The following is an 18,582-nucleotide window of genomic DNA, read 5'->3' on the forward strand; positions in this document are numbered from 1 at the left end:
AAAAAACTGCTTCTTTCCCGAACAAGAAAGAAGCAGTTTGAAAACACGCTCTAAAGGCTCTTTCTTATCTCTCAGGGTTTATTACCTGCAGGATTTGGCACAATTCCGCTATACGGCTGTTGCCAAGGTTTCATAGGGCCTGTCCCTCCACCTTTTCTTGATAAGACTATGCAATTAACGTTGATTTTATAGCAATAATTTCCTAATGTCAATTATTTTTCTGAATGTTTACAAAATATTTTCTTTTATAATAGTCTTGTGAAACTTTCTCATAAAACGCCGCTTTCGTAGTATAAAAATATGGAATTAACCATAAGAAACCGATTCCGAAAGTAACGATACTTAATATAAACCAGCCGATAAAGCTTAAACATATTAAGAAATACTCCCTCTTATGCCCTTTCATTATACGGCGGCTTTCAGTAATAGCTCGGTTCATTGAAAATTCTGGATGGTCGTTTAAAATAAAGAAGGTCATAGTGTAAGAAAACAATTTAACAATTCCCGGAATGATAAACAGCATTGTCCATAAGGTAATATAGATATCCATTAATACAAGTATTAAAATTGATTTAATAAACTTCTTGACCGCTTTACACCATCTAAATAATTGCCCAATTCCAACTGCCTTTTCACGAACTGTATTTAAGGCCAGATAGTAAGCACCTAAAGTTAAAGGCCCAATCATTACTATTACAATAATATCTATCATAAACGATTCTATTATCCTGCTCCATCCCCAAAACCATACGAAAGGAAATATAATGAACAACGTAGCTCCTACCGCCAATCCCCATTTTCCATCAAGTTCATCAAGCGCTTGTTCTTTCAACTCACAAATCAAACAAGAAACCCCCTAAATCTAATGTGTATGTTAACTTGTACTAGTATACAATTCTCGTAGAGATTACAATAGTACTTTAGACAATCTACGTTTACTTCAGCACATGACATATGCATGATCATCTCTATGTGAGTAAAACCTTTAAACATCCCTTGTATTTCGCTTATTCAAAAGAAATAATACTAATAAATTTTGTAATATATGTTGAATAAGTAACTCTTTTTAAAAAATAATATGCATATTCAATTCATTCTTTTCGTACCAGAATCCCTAACCTTTCATAATAACGTATAAATAGAGGAGGCATAAAAATTGACTATTAGAAGAAATACACACTATTTACTCACCTTGTATGGTATGTTTCTAGGTTCTATCGTTGGTGCTACAGTCTGGTTATTTTTAGTTGTCACTAATGCTGGAATTCATTTCGTATGGGAATATTTACCGACAGAATTCGCATTACCATCCTATTACACAATTTGTATAACAACAATCGGTGGTATTCTTATCGGACTATCACAAAAATACTTTGGTACATACCCGCGTTTAATGCCAGAGGTAATGGCTGAATATAAGAAAACGGGTAGAATTGAATACCGATTTGTACATAAAGCTACATTAACAGCCGTTATTGTTTTAACATTTGGGGCAAGTTTAGGGCCCGAAGCAGCACTTGTTGGGATTATAGGTGGGCTTTGTACGTGGGTTGGCGATCGCTTTCAGTTTGCTGTAAAAGGAATGCAGGGGCTAACAGAAATTGGGATTGGTGCTACTTTAAGTGTTATTTTTAATGCACCGTTATTCGGCTATTTAGCACCAAATGAAAATGAGAATGAGCGACTTGCTGAAGTTTCTAAAGGAAAAAAGGCTATTGTATATGCCGCTACTACGTTTGCTGGTTTTTCTGTTTATTTACTCCTGAGTAAATTTGATAATCGAGGATCTTTTATCGTTAACTTTGGAGAGGGATCTTTTGCCCTTCGTGAGTGGGTTGCCTTTTTACCACTTGCTTGTATAGGAGCTAGTGTAGGCTACTTTTATTTCAAGATCGAACATACATTGGAGAAAATCGTACATCCTTTTAAAGAATATAAGGTAACATTAGGGATTATTGGCGGTATTCTTTTAGGGATTGCTGGAACTTATCTCCCATATACAATGTTTTCAGGAGAACATCAATTAAAAGAACTCGTACATGAATGGACAGAATTATCATTTTGGATGTTACTTCTTTCAGGCATTTTAAAATTATGTATAACGGCAGTTTGTCTAAATACAGGTTGGCGTGGTGGACATATTTTTCCGATTATCTTTTCTGGCGCAAGTATTGGATATGCGATGGCCACTGTCATACCGGTAGATCCACTTGCTGCTGTAGCTACCGTGACGACAGCCATTTCAAGCTACGCACTGCGAAAACCAATTGCTATTACCCTATTATTACTTATGTTTTTCCCAATCAATTTACTATTACCAATGCTTGGCGCTGCAATGATTGGTAATTTATTCCCACTCCCTAACAGTATTGAGAATAAACAAGCAGCTCTTGAAAATACCAAATAACAGAATAAGCAAATAAAAAGCAAGTACCGTCACTATAAAGTGGTAGTACTTGCTTTTTGAACAAAGAGTGTTTATTTTTACAAATAAAAATTCTTTTTCAACTATCCTTTTAAAATCTCATATAACTCGTCAAAACTCTGTATTTCATAGGTTGGTACAATCCCCGTTCGATTCGAATTCCTTCCCGGATTAAACCAGCAAGTATCTAATCCTGCTAACTGCCCACCTTTAATATCTGCACTTAAGGAATCACCGATAATTAACCCTTTCTCCACAGAAAAATTAGGAATTCTTGCAAAAACATAATCGAAGTATTCCTTCATCGGCTTTTGGTAGCCTGTGTCTTCCGAAACAAAAATATCCTTAAAGAGTGAATGTAATCCTGAATTACATAAACGTTTCTCCTGTGTCTTAGAAACACCATTTGTAACAATATATAAGTCATATTTGCTTTGAAGCTGTTGTACGAACTCAAAAGCTCCATCAATAAGCTGATTCCCTTCTTCTAAATACCTTCGATAATTCTGTTCAAACAAAGGTCCATCAACTTCTTGGCCATACTCCTTAATTGAACTCCCCCCACCTACCTCTAAACGAGCTTGAGGTGGGGGATTCTCCTGCTTCTGCTCGGGCAAAAACAGTTCCTCCCGTTCAACAAAGAGGATACAACGATATAGAGTTCGGTAGTGTCTGTATGGAATGTAAGACGACCTATTCCATCTTCCGACGAAAGGCAAACACAATAGGTACAACTACTTTTTCTTATATCGAGGCTAGAACACTTTATCATGCATCCAGTTCCTAGACTTGTTATCTGCTCTGGTAAGAAGCGTAAAAATCTGGGACAAAGTGTTCTTTTTTTATCATGCAAATATTTTTGCTAGTTTTTTCTTTTCATTTTCAAACAAGTGTAACCGTTCGATTTGTAAGACTTCTGTCGGCTGATCTACGTCGTATAGCTGATAGAAATGATGCGTGCTAATATCTAATCGATTGTTTAATTGATGCCAATGGCTCCAGTGATGTGCTTCTTTATTTGGAATATAAGGCTGCAATACCTTAGGCACTTTCTCTTTATATCCTAATCCCCGGCGACCAATTGTAAAAGCCGCGGATTGATGAATAGAGATACCGAATTTCCGCATGTATTTCATCTTTCCGGAGATTGAAGTGTAAGCGGGATTCACTTGAAAGACAGCCACGCCTCTTTTATCTGCACGACTGCGGATCGCACTTGTCATCTTCTCATACGCAAACATACTCTTCATTTGATTCGCTCGCTTATTTCCGTAACGATCCCCAGTTTTCGATTGGGTCGTATCTAATTTCTCTAGTACAATTGGTTTGTTATACCGCTCCGCTAAGTCCACTAAGCGAATGGCTTCCACTTCGATGATTTTTGTGATATGCCCTGTAGATTTCCCCATGGTAGCAAAACGGAGGGAACCACTTCCTTTGTAATTTCCATCCTTCGTTACATTTGCCCAAGCAAAATGCTCAAGATTACAATCTACACTGATGACACCATCTGATGTGCTGTAATTCGTGTGTGGATTTTCCGGTACATCGACTAAACATTTCACAATATAATAGGAACCATAGTCTTCCACAGACCATGCAATTGGTTTGCCATGCTTTTTCTTATTCTTACACTGTAATTGAGTTGTGATTACTTCTTCAATTTTTTCTTGCCCATGCGGGAACATAACAGCTGGAAACATAAGTGTTTTCCCAGAACTTGTCGTCATCCATAATTCTTTTGTCGCCGGCACATACTGAAATACAAAATTTCCATGTTTGGCATCTTTACGGCCAGATAGGATCAGTTGTTTATTTCGAGCACGAGAAAATACTGTTTTCCATTTGTCATGGTTACGTACAAACTCGCGGATGGTAAATTGCGAGCGAAACAGTTTTTTGCTTCCAAATACTGCGCTTGGAATATTCGTTTGATCGGATGAAAGTTTTTGCGTTAAACGGGATTGTCTATGAGTGAGATGACCGATTTTCGCCTGAATTCTTTTGATTTGAACATCTAAGTATTGGTGTTCAAACAAATATTCATTTAGCCAAATTAAGGTGTATTTTTTACGAGATAAGGAGATGAGGTTGTTGTGCTTCTCGAAGCGGGTGTTTTTCGGAAACGTCAGCGCTCCTTTCACACAACTTTGTTTGATTTTGCGAAGATTTGTTAGTTTTGTCCGTTCTTGTTTCAACTTTTTCTTGAGTTTCTTAAGCTTCTCTTGCGTTTGCTTTTCATATAGTTTTTGTAATGCNNTTTCGATTGTCTCTGCCAATACATCTACCATTTCATGCGGCAAATCTATCTTGTAGATCCGTTTCGAAAAATACGCTTTCTTCACCTGTTCTCACCTTCTTTTATTTGATAAGATCATTATAAACCAACTCAAACATACGTTCTACAAAAAGAGACGTTTTCTTTAAAAAGAAAAAACCGATTCATCCCCCACCTTCACTTCGTTTAGAGGAGGGGGTCTTCTCGGTTAAAATGATAAAAAAGCAATACCAACGTCTTAAAAACGTTGATACTGCAAGGGTACTTGCTATGTTTGAGTGACGATTATATTTTAATTAAAACGAGCTTGCTACTTTCACAGCTTTTTCAAGACCTTCTGCAATAATCTCTTCTGCTTTATCTGGGAATTGATTATGACCTTCAATAATAACTGTTTCCATATTTGTTACACCAAAGAAGCCCATCATACTTGCTACATATTTAACAGCCATTTCTACACCAGCTGCTGGTCCTTCAGAATATACGCCACCACGTGCATTTAATAATGCAATCTTCTTATCACCAATAAGCCCTACAGGACCTTCCGATGTATATTTGAATGTTTTTCCAGCGCGGTTTAAGTAATCGATATATGTGTGAAGTACCGCTGGAATTGTTAAGTTCCATAATGGGAAACCAAACACTACTTTATCAGCTGCAAGGAATTGATCTAAATATTTATCAGCAATAGCTACTGCTTTTGCTTCTTCTTCAGTTAAGTCAAACCCTTTACTAGTTTTAAATGTACCGTTAATCATATCAACGCCTACATATGGTAATTCTTCATTATATAAATCAAGCTCTACTACTGTATCATTTGGATGTGATTCTTTATAGCTTGCTAAAAATGCTTCATATAATTTCACGCTAACTGCTTGGTCCGCTGGGCGGTTGTTAGCCTTTACGAATAAAACCGTTGTCATGTTTATTTTCCTCCTAGTACTCACTCTTACGTTGTTTATTATTTACTCGCTAAAAAGGGATATCACTTGTAATTGTTGTTGCTTACAAATATATTCTATACTCTCATCCCTTTCATTTCTTCCTCACATAGACGTATCTTTTCATAAAAAAAGTCCGCCTCCTAAAGGCGAACTTAGTCCTACGACTTTTGTCTTATACAATTCCATTTTTCACTGCATATAAAGCTGCTTGTGTACGATCCGATAACTGCAACTTACTTAAAATGCTACTCACATGTGCTTTTACTGTTTTTTCTGTAATAACTAAAACAGATGCAATCTCCTTATTACTCATCCCTTTTGCTAAAAGCTGTAACACTTCATTCTCTCTTGCGGTTAGTACATCTACATGGATATTTGATGGTACCTCTGCCTCTTCTTGCGGCAATGTTTGAGAAAGAAGGCTACTGGCTATGTCCGGATGAAGTTGAATATTTCCTTTATATGCGCTACGAATCGCTTCTACTAGTTGATCTGGTTCAACATCTTTTAATATATATCCACTTGCCCCAGCCTTTAAAGCAGGTAACACATGTGCTTGATCTGAAAAACTAGTTAATACAAGTACTTTCACATTTGGATATTCTTTTTTAATACATGCAGTTGCCTCAATTCCATCCATCTCTGGCATATACAAATCCATTAAAACAATATCGGGCTGTGTTTCTTCTACTTTCATTAACGCTTCTTGTCCATTATTCGCCTCTCCCACTAATTCTAAGTCTTCTTGTGTACTTAAGAAGAACGCTAATCCTTTTAAAACAACCGTATGATCGTCGACTAACAATACTTTTATCTTCACAAATTTCCCTCATTTTCACATGGCATTATAATGGTATGATGACTTTTACACTCGTTCGCTTTTCCTCACTTGTAATCGTAATACATCCACCAAGTAACTCTGTACGTTCACGCATCGTTGTCATACCGAGCGATTTTCTCTCTTTTATATCTTTTTCTGTAAAGCCAAGTCCGTAATCCACTACCTCTAGGGACACTTCTTTCTCTGTTACTTTCAAATACATTGTCGCCTCCGTTACCCCCGCATGTTTACTCACATTATTTAAAGCTTCTTGTCCAATTCGCCATAATGTTTCTTCCACTACACGTGGTAACTCGCGCACACCTTTAACTTGTTCACGAATATTCAATCCTAAGTTCTCTCCATATTGCTTTAAGGCGGGTAACAAGCCTTTTTCTAACCCTGCTGGGCGAAGTTGCCAAATAAGTGTCCGCATTTCTTTTAAAGCCCCTTGCGCTAGCTCTCTCATCTCATGAAGAGACTGATCTACTCTTTCATTTTGTCCCTTCAAAACAGCTTCTGCTCCCTTTGTCATGAAGGTTAATGAAAATAACTTTTGTGAAACTGAATCATGCAGATCCCTTGCCAAACGGTTTCGCTCTTCCATTCGAGCAAGTTCACGCCGCTGCTCATTTAACCGCAAATTCTCAATCATTAATGAAACATGATTCGTTAATGATTGAAGTACGTCTACAGTATTTGTATCAAACTCACCATTGTTGGAATTCACACACAAAACACCAAACACATGATTTCGAATATGTATTGGAGCTGCAATAATAGAACCGTTAGGATGAATGCCTTTTCCAACTTGTCTTTTCATTAAAACAGGTCGCTTCTTTTCTATTACTTCTTTTGCCACACTCTCTAAACTCGAATCTTCTTGTAATGTACGCTCCTTATAGAAAGCTCGCATAGATAAGTTCTGTTCTTCCTTTATAAAAAACGCAACTTTCTCCCACTGAAATACATCTCCCACTTGTTTTACAACTTCCTCTGGTAATGTATTTAACTTATGAATTTTTCTTAACTCCTGAATAAACTGCTCTAGTTTCACATAATAATGAGCACGTTTCTTTTCATTTTCATATAATTTCGTTCGTTTTAAAGCTGTCCCAATTTGCAGGGCGACCGATTGTAATAGCATAAGTTCTTCTTCAGAAAAATGCGTTTTCCCTGGACTTGCAACATTTAAAACACCAAAATCCTCCCCGCCAGCCTTTAAAGGAACTGTTGCATGATGAAGAATCCCTTCTGTATCTCCCCAATTATTTTCAACCGCGGTGTTAATTCGTTTACATTCAATAATATTAACTGCCCGCTCTAATTTTCCTTCCACAAAGCGGCGCAAACACCAGCATTCTCCTTCACACATCGGTCGTTTATTTTGAAACGCGAGCGCTGCCGGTAAATGATAATCAATTAATTTTGTATATCTACCATTCGCATCAGCAAGAAAAATCCATCCTGTTGTTAACCCTGTTACATGCAATAATTTTTCTAAGACCGCTTGCAACACGTGGTATGTATCATTGGATGTATTTAATGTTTCTGCAATTTCTTTTAATATAGCTAATTCACTTATACGATTCCCTTGAAACATAAATTGTCTCCTATATACAATATTTTCATTTCCTATTGTAACAAATTCAATATCTTTTCAATCAAGTTAACTACTTTTTCACTTTGTACTTATTCACAACATTGATATAATGGTTAAAAATGTAGTTTTCATTATATCACCTAAGGGGGCTTTCTCAATGACATTAAACAAGGCACTTACAATCGCTGGTTCTGACACAAGCGGCGGCGCTGGTATACAAGCGGATTTAAAAACGTTCCAAGAACTTGGTGTATATGGAATGACATCTCTTACAACAATCGTAACGATGGATCCGCATAACGGATGGGCTCATAACGTATTCCCTATTCCTGCTTCTACACTCAAACCACAATTAGCAACAACAATTGAAGGTGTTGGTGTTGATGCTTTAAAAACAGGTATGCTTGGATCTGTTGAGATTATTGAAATGGTTGCTGAAACAATTGAAAAGCATAATCTACAAAATGTAGTAGTAGATCCAGTTATGGTTTGTAAAGGCGCAGATGAAGCATTACATCCTGAAACAAATGACTGCTTACGCGATGTACTTGTTCCAAAAGCATTAGTTGTTACACCAAACTTATTTGAAGCATATCAACTAAGTGGTGTGAAAATTAATTCCCTTGAGGACATGAAAGAAGCTGCGAAAAAAATCCATGCTTTAGGTGCAAAATATGTACTAATTAAAGGTGGTAGTAAACTAGGTACAGAAACTGCAATCGATGTATTGTACGATGGGGAAACATTCGATCTTCTAGAATCAGAAAAAATCGATACAACAAATACGCACGGTGCAGGTTGTACATACTCTGCAGCAATTACAGCAGAACTTGCAAAAGGTAAACCTGTAAAAGAAGCTGTAGCAATCGCAAAAGATTTCATCACTGCTGCAATCCGTCATTCATTCAAAATTAACGAATATGTAGGACCAACACATCACGGTGCATATCGTAAATTTGCTGCTAACAAAGAACTTGTATAATAAAATGAAACTTTAATCAGCCCGCACCAATCGGACTTTTACAGACAGTGAATGCGGGATAAATTAAAAAACAAGCTATTTCGATAGCTTGTTTTTTATTATGCTAACATACACATATCTCTTAATCCTGCTTTTCCCCATTTTTGCTGTTCCACGTGAAACAACAAAAATCGAAAAAAAGAGCGACGAATCGCTCCTTCTCTTCAACAACATCTTGATATTTTTCCACCTTTTGCATTAAATCTAGCTTCTTGTGCCTCAGCAAAAAACTGTTTCTGGCATAAAATCGTTTCTTCTGGATGGTGCTTCTTCATATGAGTAACGTACGTTTCATAGCTTGGTACTCCAACGAGTAAACTAATAAATTGCTTTCTTATTTTCCACACTCGCCTAAATTTTTCAAGCATAATTTCTCGACTCACTTTCATCTCTTGAAATATATGGTGCTTCTTTTAATGGTGTCGCTTTATTTTGCAACACCTTAATCCATATACGAATAGCCGAAATAAGAACTGCTATTACAACTAACATGAAAATCCCACAAAGCGTAGCATCAATATAGTCATTGAAAATAATTTGTTTCATTTGCGCTACATTTTTCGCCGGTGCTAATATTTTCCCTTCATCTAAAGCCGTTTGAAATACTTTCGCATGCGATAAAAATCCAATTTTCGGATTCTCATGGAATAATTTTTGGTAGCCAGCTGTCATTGTCACAATTAACAAGCCAACCGTTGGGATAAGTGTAACCCACACATATGCCTTTTTCCCCATCTTGAACAATATTGTAGTTCCGAGTAATAACGCAATACCCGCCAACATTTGGTTGGCGATGCCAAAGAGTGGCCACAATGTATTAATCCCACCAAGTGGATCGACTACACCTTGATATAAGAAGTATCCCCATCCTAACACACATAACGTTGTTGCAATAACATTAGCTAGTGTAGAATCCGTTTTCGCAAACGGTTTATATACATGACCTAAAATATCTTGAATCATAAATCGTCCTACACGTGTACCCGCATCAATTGTAGTTAAAATAAATAGCGCCTCGAATAAAATAGCAAAATGATACCAAAATGCCATCATTGCCGTTCCACCGATTACTTGTGAAAAGATATACGCCATTCCAATTGCTAGCGTTGGTGCACCACCTGTCCTTGATAATATCGTTTGTTCACCAACATTTACAGCCAGCTCTTTTAATTCATTTGGTGTAATTGCAAAGCCCCAGGAAGAAATCACTTGCGCCGCTTGCGAGACATCTGTTCCAATAAGAGCCGCTGGGCTGTTAATTGCAAAATACGTCCCTGGTGTTAATACACAAGCTGCAATCATTGCCATCGCTGCAACGAATGACTCCATTAACATTGCCCCGTAACCAATCGGCTGAGCATGTCCTTCTCTTTCGATCATCTTCGGCGTAGTACCAGAAGAAACTAAAGCGTGAAATCCTGATACAGCCCCGCATGCGATTGTAATAAACAAAAATGGAAATAGGTTCCCAGAAAATACTGGACCTGTTCCATCAATAAACTTAGACACAGCTGGCATTTGTAAGTCTGGTGCTACAATTAAAATTCCAATTGCAAGCCCTACAATCGTCCCAACCTTTAAAAATGTACTTAAATAATCACGTGGAGCAAGAAGCATCCACACTGGTAAGGCAGACGCAATAAAGCCATATACAATAAGCATAATCGCGATTGTTTCACCATTAAAAGTAAACATACTTGCAAGCGTAGGGTTCTCAGCTACATACTGTCCTCCTACAAGGGATAATAGAAGTAAAATAATACCGATAACGGAGCCCTCACCAACGCGTCCAGGGCGAATATAACGCATGTAAACGCCCATTAAAATTGCAATCGGAATTGTCGCTGCAATTGTAAACATTCCCCAAGGACTTCCAACAAGTGCTTTCACAACCACTAAAGCTAATACCGCTAATAAAATAATCATAATACCTAAAATACCAATCATCGCAATCAATCCCGTTACAGGACCAATTTCATCTTTAATCATTTCGCCTAGTGATTTTCCATTACGTCTCATTGAAGCAAATAAAATAACAAAATCTTGTACTGCCCCAGCAATTACAACTCCAACAATAATCCAAATTGTTCCTGGTAAATACCCCATCTGCGCCGCTAAAATCGGTCCAACTAATGGTCCGGCTCCAGCGATAGCTGCAAAATGATGTCCAAATAATACCCATTTATTCGTCGGAACATAATCCTTCCCATCGTTTAGCGTCTCAGCAGGTGTTTGTCGATTATTATCTAATTCAAATACTTTCTGTGCAATAAATCTACTATAAAATCGATACGCAACCGCATATACAGAAACTGCTGCAACTAATAACCATACAGCATTAATCGTTTCGCCTTGTGATAAAGCAATTACACCAAACCCCACTGCTCCTAACGCTGCGATTACACCCCAAAGTAAAATGGACTTAAATGCCTTCACATACAATCCCTCCCATTATTATTGCTTAGGTGAGATTGTACTAAATTTTCTGAATTTTTTAATCAAACCCTCCTTATCATGAAGGATTCTCATGTTAACATGTTGAAATTTACCCACGACTTGTCATAACTCTATTTTATTTCGAAGTCGTTTTACATAATTTCGGCTAACAGGAATTGGCTGCTCATTATACCTTTCCAAATAAAGATTATAAGTTCCATTATAATAAGGCTTTAGTTCCTGAACATACATAGTATTTATTAAATAACTTTTATGAACGCGCAAAAAATCATATGCCGTTAATTTATTTTCCAATTCTTGGAGTGTATACGTTGAAATATATTGATTATTCGTTGTATATATCGAGACCGTTTTATTCTCTTTATTTTTACTTACATATACAATATCCTCTGGGGAAAGATATGTAATTCCTTCATGACTTTCGATCGAAAGTTTGCGCAAATGATTTTTGATACTCTTTCCTTTTTCTTGCTCTATTCTGTGCAAAAGAAATTGCAAATCTTCAGTACGAAAAGGTCGTAGTAAATAATAAAACGCTTGAAAACGAAAAGCCATTATAGCCTCTTCTATATTGTCACCAATAAAAATAAACTTCGTATCACTACTTAATTGTTGCAATAAACTAGAGAATTCAAATCCTGTTCCATCCTGTAATTGTGTATCTAAAAAAATGAAATCCGGAGTGTATTTTTTTGCCGCTTGTAAAGATTTCATTCCTGTTTCCGCCTCAAAACACTCTACATTTCTTATGTTTTCGGTAAACGTCTCAATTAATTGATGCCTATTTTCTTCCTCTTTCATGATAAGTAAAATTTTCATCTGCCCAACCACCTAGTTCTTTTGTCCATATGTCTTGTTATATACATTCTCTTTGGTAAGAAATAATCCCTTTTTCTACCCATATTTTCTATCTCTTAATAACAAAGGAAGGAAGTCTTTTCGACCCCCTTCCTTTGTTATACCAATTCTCGCTGCTTCGTTTCCTGACCAAGCACAACCACTGCAAGCACCCCTATTAAAATGGAACTGCAAAAGATTGTGAAGATGAAAGAAAGAGAAGCTTGCGAAGCGACAAGGTAACCTACTAACAACGGCCCAAGGATACCTCCAATACGGCCAAATGCTGCAGCCATACCAGCACCAGTACCGCGAATTACTGTCGGATACTGCTCAGGTGTATATGCATATAGCGCCCCCCATGCTCCTAGATTAAAGAAGGACAATAGCATTCCTGCTACTAACAATGTCGTCAGCGATTCAGCTATCCCAAAGACATATGCACTGCATGCTGTACCAATTAAATACGTAACTAACACAAATTTACGGCCGAGGCGTTCAATAAACCATGCCGCAGTAAAATACCCTGGAAGTTGTGCCAATGTCATAATTAATACATACTGGAAACTTTTTATTAAACTAAATCCCTTCAACACCATTACACTTGGTAACCAAAGAAACATGCCATAGTAAGAAAAGACTACACAGAACCATAAAATCCATAGCATAATCGTTGCTTTTTTGTATTCTCCAGACCATACTGCCTTAATATTTGCAATAACTGATGGTCTCTTCTCAACCTTTTCAAATCTTGGTGAATCTGGTAAATTCCATCTTAAATATAGTGCATAAATCGCTGGAATCGCACTTAATACCATCGCTACTTGCCAACCGTAATTCGGAATGACAAAATAAGAAATTAAAGCCGCAATTAACCAACCACCTGCCCAAAAACTTTCTAATAAGACAACAATTTTCCCACGTTCATGCGCCTCAACACTCTCGGATACAAGCGTCGAAGCAACTGGTAATTCCCCACCAAGACCCATGCCGATTAAAAAACGTAATAGGAGGAACATAGTCAATGTTGTTGTTAATGCAGTTAAACCACTACCAATAGAAAATAATAATAACGTTATAATAAAGACTGATTTTCTTCCCATCTTATCTGCTAGTATTCCAAATACAAGCGCCCCAACAGCCATCCCAATAGAATTAACGCTTCCTATCCATCCCATCTCTTGACTACTTAGTCCCCACTCCTTTTGTAGTGCCACGATGACAAATGATAGCATCCCAACATCCATTGCATCAAATAACCAACCTAGCCCAGCTATTCCAAGAAGCTTGCGCTTTGAGATTTCTTTTACCTTCCCCACAAGAAGTCCTCCTTACACAGGTGTCTTTACACATCATTTTACATGTGTGCATTACATAAGTAAAACACTTTTACCTTACTATTTAGGATCATTAAGACCCTCACCTCAATATTCAAAGAGAAACACGAGAGATAAAGCCCTCTATTGATGAAAGTTTCACTTTATTTCTACACCTACTTGTAAGGTTTTATTTTAAATTTCCCATAAGAAGCCTCCCTTATTAACGAGAAATACTTCACAAATTTCCCCGAATATATACATCCAATTTGATTTTCCAACATATAAATCGCGGCTATGAAAACCCAAAAGAAACTTCCACTCATTTTCCCCTTCTGTTTTCACATGGCATGGGGCTAAAAAAGGAACTGACCGCTTCTATCCACCGGTGGATTCTCTCTACCACCTAAAAGGAATGGTTTTACGTTGGTCTTTCCATCCATATTTACATAAAAAAAAGTAGCGATATTTCGCTACTTTTTCGAACGCATTACTTCTTTTAGAAATTCAGCTAATACAAGCTGACGACGCCAACGCGTAGGGTTGCTACATAGACGGTAAAACCATTCTAAATGAATAGCTTGAATCCATTTTGGGGCACGTTTTACTTCTCCTGCCCAAACATCTAAGCTACCACCCACGCCTACAGCTATCTTCGCTTGCAAACGATGCTTATTATTTTGAATAAAGTTCTCCTGTCTTGGGAATCCAAGCGCTACAAGTAATAGATCAGGCTTTGCTTCTTGGATACGAGAAACAATTCCTTCTTCCTCTTCTTGTTTGAAGTAGCCATCTTGTATCCCTACAATAGATACAGCTGAATATGTTTTAGTTAAATGATCAGCAGCAGCCTTCACGACATGTGGTTTTGCTCCTAGTAAAAAAACAGATACAGATTTATTCTCCTCCGACAACGTCCCAAATAAATCACTCATTAAATCAAAACCAGCTACACGCTCTTTTATTGGTGTACCTAACATGCCGCTTGCTTTTACAACGCCGATACCATCTGGTGTAATTAAATCTGTTTTCAAAAGTGTTTGATGAAAACTTGGATCTTTTTTCGCACACATTACAATTTCTGGATTCGCTGTTACGACTTGAAATGTATGAGTCTGTTCTAATTCTAACTGCTTCATGATATATCGAATTGTCTCTTCCATTGTCATTGTAGAGAAAGGAACACCTAAAATATCAACTGTTTGTACTACCATAATTATAAATCCTCTCTATTTCAATAAAAGTTTTTGATATGCTCTATAAGTATCTTCATATAAGTTTCGTAATGAGAAGTGCGAAGAAGCATGCTTATACAAACGTTCACCCATCAATGCCAGTTCACCATCTACCCATTTCTTATAGCCTTCCTCTAACGCACTTGCTAATGCGTCTGCGTCACCTGTTGGCACAATCCATCCATAAGTAGGATCAACGATTAACTGCTCCATATCACCAACATTTGTTGCAATAGACGTTAAACGTTGATTTGCAGCTTCTAACAATACAAGCGGGAAGCTTTCACTATAAGAAGTTAATAAATTAATATGAGCGGATGCATATAATTCTTTTACATCCGAACGGTGCCCTAAAAACAAAACTTTATCTTCTAAACCTTTTTGTTTGGTTGCTCCTTTTAACTCCGCTTCAATCGGTCCATCACCAACTAACAATACTTTTATGTTAGGAATCGTGAGTTTTTGTAAGGCATCAAGTAAAACATTATGCCCTTTTACAGGATGAAGACGAGCTACTTGAATCGCCGTAAATACTCCTTCTTCTATGCCAAATTTATCTTTCATATTATAAGGTCTTGCTGGCATATTGTCATATTCAATCCCATTATAAATGGTACAAATTTTATCTTTTGGTACACCAAGTGCTACCGTATTTTTTTTAAAACGTTCTGTAATTGCAAAAAACAAATCAACCTTCTTATAAGAACGTAAATTTAACTTTGTAAAAATCCAACCTTTTAAACCTCGCTTCATAAAATCAAGAGTTGGATCACTATGAACCGTTGTTACCCATTTTGCACATATCTTTCTTTTTAGAAGAGAAAGATAAAAGTTCGCGCGTGCGCCATGCGTATGTACAATATCAAAGTTTCCTTCATTAATAAACATACGTATTTTGGAAAGAATTGATATGTCATAACGAGATGATTGCGAAAAAACATGCACCTTAATTCCAAGTACCCTTGCTTCCCTAGCCATTGCGCCTTCTTCAAATACAAGTAGTTCAACTTCATCCTTTGGGAATTGCGACAAAAGTGAAATAATGTGCGTTTTTCCGCCACCTTCTTCTGCTCCAACATTCATATGCAACACTTTCATCTCTTTCTTCCTCCATCTTTAAATTCTCTTATCCTTTACTATAACAAAAAATAAAAGCTAACGTGGCGCTAGCTTTTATTTTTCTATCATTCAATTTCTAAATCAACGATTAAATATGCAAAGATTACAGCAAAATAAATACTTACCCCAGGTGCCGTGAATACATGCCCCGCTATAAATGCAATACCTAACGCTAAACCTAGTGCGGTTGCTAACAATCCGTATTTGACTGTAAATACATCCTTAAATCGAGTTACTAATACGAGAAGAATCTTCACACCAAAGTATAGAAATGGGATTAAAAGTAGGCCGAAACCGACAATTCCAAATGCATAGAACCAATCATGAAAGTCTCTTTCAATTAGTTTCGGATTTTCTTTATAATTACCTGAATATCCCATACCAAATAATTTTTGAGATGTTGGGGCTTCTGCATAGTAGTCTTCATACATTTTCTCAAATATCTCACGTCCACTGAAAATAATCGCTTGTGTTTCCTCTTTTTTCTCTATTTCTTTTTCTTTTGCTTTTTCTTTTGCTTTTTCCTCTTCTGTTACAGGAGGTTTATGGTGTGCCTTGTTTTCTTTCTTTTCTTCCGCCTTTTTCATTTCTTGTTTTTGCTCAATAATTTGGAAATGAAATCCCATGTTTTTTAAGAATGGCGAAAACGGTGTATATGCTAATACTCCAGCAAAAACAACAGTCGCAAGGATACCGTTCAGTAAATATGACTTCTTATTTCTATCTTTACGCTGCAGGAATGCCTGAACAAAACACATGAAAACAGCAACAACCATTGTGCCAAAAATGGCTCCAACCCCCACCTTCGTACCAACGGCAAATAATGAGAAGATGATTAAAATAGAAGGAATCCAAAAATAACTTTTCGCTATGCTTGTTGTTTTTTCAATTGAATATAGCACGACAATTGGGCATACAACTGCTAGAATGGACCCTAATTCATTTCCTGCATAGAACCAACCACGTGAACCAAGTTTCATCCACTCGTAGCTATTGTAATCAGTTCCTGTCGCAATCGAAATGACCATGATACTATTTATAATTAATGTTGAATACACAATATAGTTACGCATTTTTGAATATGCATTTGCTTTTTCACGTAATGATTTAAACACAAAAATGTAACAAGTAAGCATAATGAATGGGTATAGCGATTTTGCTATAAATTTAATTTCTTCGCCTAACATCATCGGACTTTTTACAAATTTATTATTTACTAAACCTGCAGCAAGAACAATTCCTACTACTATTAAATATATGATATATTTACGATTTTCTTTTTCCCTCGCCTGAAATAAAATGTAGATTCCACCGAGAACCATTACAAATATACGCGTAATAATTCCAATTGTCGTATCAACCTTTAAAACCATGATGCAAAATGACGTGAGTAAGTCTAAAACCGGCTGTAACATAATGAAAATCAATAAAAAATTTCCAAATTTATTGCCTAAACTATTATTTCCTAACATCTCGAACCTCCATAATTATCATAACCTTATCTCACTTTATATAATTTTTAATACGTATTTAACTCGTCTCAAATATTTATTATAACATAATTTTTTCTGTAACTACTTGATATTTTCACTTCCTATATATACGGATATAAGACCATATCTCTCTTCTTATATGTTACCTATTCCGTATTTTCAAACGCTTTCTTCCCTTATTTTTTCTTTTTTTCTACATGTAGCGAAAAGTAATTGTTATTTCTAAAACTTTAGTGTATATTTTGCTCTGGAACATCTTTAAGAGAAAGGGATTAGAGCTATGTTATTAATCGAAATATTTACGTTTCTCGGCATTGTCGCCGCTGCCATTTCTGGTACATTAGTTGGTTTAAAGAAAGATCTAGATTTATTTGGTGTCCTTTGTTTAGCTGTAGCTACTGCACTCGGTGGCGGAATTATTCGTGATATTATGATTGGTAACCTACCTCCCGTTGCATTTGTACAACCGATTTACTTTTTTGTCAGCGTATTAGCAGCTCTCTTTACTTGCATGTTTTTTGAGCGTATTAATAAACTTCAAGTTGTTATTATGCTTTCAGATGCTGTCGGTTTGGGTGTTTTCACCGCTATCGGTGCAAATGCTGCCATGTCACATCACGTGGATGCTTCTTTCTTAGTTGTTTCGATGGGTGTTATTACAGGTATTGGCGGCGGGATTTTGCGTGATATTTGCGCTCAGGATATTCCCTATGTATTCCGAAAAGAAATCTATGCCATTGCTTCGATTTTAGGAGCAATTAGCTTCCTAATTACGTATGAAATGGGTGCACACGTATTAGCGTTTTATATTTGTTTACTAGTAACGTTTATCATACGTGTAGTCACTGTTATATATAATGTGCATTTTCCGGTCTTCTTTAAAACTCATGCAAAGGCCAATAAAAGTCATTAAGAGAATTCAAAGTCTATTTTCTTAATTTATACCTAAAGAAAACAAACTCACCATTTTTAGTGGTGAGTTTGTTTTCTTTTTACATGCCCAAAAGGATATAGAATAAAAACCCCCCTCTACA

General features: G+C 36.6%; 15 protein-coding genes, 1 pseudogene and 1 riboswitch. Of the genes and pseudogenes, 3 read left to right on the plus strand and 13 right to left on the minus strand.

Annotation, left to right across the window (positions count from 1 at the left end):
- Positions 1 to 61: 61 nt before the first annotated feature.
- A riboswitch (SAM riboswitch) is annotated at positions 62 to 167 on the minus strand.
- Between the two features lie 41 nt (positions 168 to 208).
- Positions 209 to 844 carry a DUF975 family protein gene (locus CN373_RS14255; RefSeq protein ID WP_000562826.1) on the minus strand — a complete coding sequence of 212 codons (636 nt, stop codon included), beginning with the start codon at positions 842 to 844 and terminating at the stop codon, positions 209 to 211.
- Between the two features lie 357 nt (positions 845 to 1,201).
- Here CN373_RS14255 and CN373_RS14260 point away from each other — a divergent pair, with 357 nt between their 5' ends.
- On the plus strand, positions 1,202 to 2,407 hold the full coding sequence (locus CN373_RS14260) for a chloride channel protein (protein WP_002058598.1): 1,206 nt from the start codon (positions 1,202 to 1,204) through the stop codon (positions 2,405 to 2,407).
- Positions 2,408 to 2,508: 101 nt separating this feature from the next.
- On the opposite strand, the pseudogene CN373_RS14265 reads toward CN373_RS14260, so the two are convergent.
- The 5 genes and pseudogenes from CN373_RS14265 to CN373_RS14285 all read right to left on the minus strand — a co-directional run.
- A pseudogene (locus tag CN373_RS14265) lies at positions 2,509 to 2,973 on the minus strand (YjjG family noncanonical pyrimidine nucleotidase); the annotation flags it as partial.
- Between the two features lie 297 nt (positions 2,974 to 3,270).
- Positions 3,271 to 4,770 carry an IS200/IS605 family accessory protein TnpB-related protein gene (locus CN373_RS14270; RefSeq protein ID WP_098359567.1) on the minus strand — a complete coding sequence of 500 codons (1,500 nt, stop codon included), beginning with the start codon at positions 4,768 to 4,770 and terminating at the stop codon, positions 3,271 to 3,273.
- Positions 4,771 to 4,999: 229 nt separating this feature from the next.
- Positions 5,000 to 5,626 carry an FMN-dependent NADH-azoreductase gene (locus CN373_RS14275; protein ID WP_000214300.1) on the minus strand — a complete coding sequence of 209 codons (627 nt, stop codon included), beginning with the start codon at positions 5,624 to 5,626 and terminating at the stop codon, positions 5,000 to 5,002.
- Between the two features lie 193 nt (positions 5,627 to 5,819).
- Positions 5,820 to 6,467 carry a response regulator gene (locus tag CN373_RS14280; RefSeq protein ID WP_000695814.1) on the minus strand — a complete coding sequence of 216 codons (648 nt, stop codon included), beginning with the start codon at positions 6,465 to 6,467 and terminating at the stop codon, positions 5,820 to 5,822.
- 25 nt (positions 6,468 to 6,492) lie between these two features.
- Positions 6,493 to 8,070, minus strand: coding sequence for a GAF domain-containing sensor histidine kinase (locus CN373_RS14285; RefSeq protein WP_098359568.1), 1,578 nt, complete (start codon positions 8,068 to 8,070; stop codon positions 6,493 to 6,495).
- Between the two features lie 157 nt (positions 8,071 to 8,227).
- Between CN373_RS14285 and pdxK the strand changes: the two genes are divergently transcribed.
- Positions 8,228 to 9,052, plus strand: a complete 825-nt coding sequence (pdxK, locus tag CN373_RS14290; RefSeq protein WP_098359569.1) for a pyridoxine/pyridoxal/pyridoxamine kinase — start codon at positions 8,228 to 8,230, stop codon at positions 9,050 to 9,052.
- Between the two features lie 203 nt (positions 9,053 to 9,255).
- Here pdxK and CN373_RS14295 read toward each other — a convergent pair whose 3' ends face one another.
- The 7 genes from CN373_RS14295 to CN373_RS14330 all read right to left on the minus strand — a co-directional run bounded on the left by CN373_RS14295 (position 9,256) and on the right by CN373_RS14330 (position 17,527).
- Positions 9,256 to 9,459 carry a YbdD/YjiX family protein gene (locus CN373_RS14295; RefSeq protein ID WP_098359602.1) on the minus strand — a complete coding sequence of 68 codons (204 nt, stop codon included), beginning with the start codon at positions 9,457 to 9,459 and terminating at the stop codon, positions 9,256 to 9,258.
- Positions 9,452 to 11,527, minus strand: a complete 2,076-nt coding sequence (gene cstA / locus CN373_RS14300) for a carbon starvation protein CstA (protein ID WP_000642952.1) — start codon at positions 11,525 to 11,527, stop codon at positions 9,452 to 9,454. The genes CN373_RS14295 and cstA overlap by 8 nt, the downstream gene beginning before the upstream one ends.
- 123 nt (positions 11,528 to 11,650) lie before the next feature.
- Positions 11,651 to 12,367: a LytR/AlgR family response regulator transcription factor gene (locus CN373_RS14305; protein ID WP_098359570.1), complete on the minus strand. Its 717-nt coding sequence runs from the start codon at positions 12,365 to 12,367 to the stop codon at positions 11,651 to 11,653.
- 137 nt (positions 12,368 to 12,504) lie between these two features.
- The gene (locus tag CN373_RS14310; RefSeq protein WP_098359571.1) at positions 12,505 to 13,704 is read right to left on the minus strand and encodes an MFS transporter; all 1,200 of its coding nucleotides are present in this window, start codon (positions 13,702 to 13,704) and stop codon (positions 12,505 to 12,507) included.
- Between the two features lie 470 nt (positions 13,705 to 14,174).
- Positions 14,175 to 14,915 carry a WecB/TagA/CpsF family glycosyltransferase gene (locus tag CN373_RS14320; RefSeq protein ID WP_000261472.1) on the minus strand — a complete coding sequence of 247 codons (741 nt, stop codon included), beginning with the start codon at positions 14,913 to 14,915 and terminating at the stop codon, positions 14,175 to 14,177.
- Between the two features lie 15 nt (positions 14,916 to 14,930).
- Complete coding sequence (locus tag CN373_RS14325; protein WP_098359572.1) at positions 14,931 to 16,034, minus strand: glycosyltransferase family 4 protein; 1,104 nt, start codon at positions 16,032 to 16,034, stop codon at positions 14,931 to 14,933.
- Positions 16,035 to 16,120: 86 nt separating this feature from the next.
- Positions 16,121 to 17,527 (minus strand): O-antigen ligase family protein, encoded by a 1,407-nt coding sequence (locus CN373_RS14330; RefSeq protein WP_098359573.1) that lies wholly within the window; start codon positions 17,525 to 17,527, stop codon positions 16,121 to 16,123.
- Between the two features lie 301 nt (positions 17,528 to 17,828).
- Here CN373_RS14330 and CN373_RS14335 point away from each other — a divergent pair, with 301 nt between their 5' ends.
- Positions 17,829 to 18,461 carry a trimeric intracellular cation channel family protein gene (locus CN373_RS14335; RefSeq protein ID WP_000924387.1) on the plus strand — a complete coding sequence of 211 codons (633 nt, stop codon included), beginning with the start codon at positions 17,829 to 17,831 and terminating at the stop codon, positions 18,459 to 18,461.
- The last annotated feature ends 121 nt before the right edge of the window (positions 18,462 to 18,582 follow it).

Source organism: Bacillus cereus, assembly GCF_002561295.1.
GTDB classification, from domain to species: domain Bacteria; phylum Bacillota; class Bacilli; order Bacillales; family Bacillaceae_G; genus Bacillus_A; species Bacillus_A cereus_S.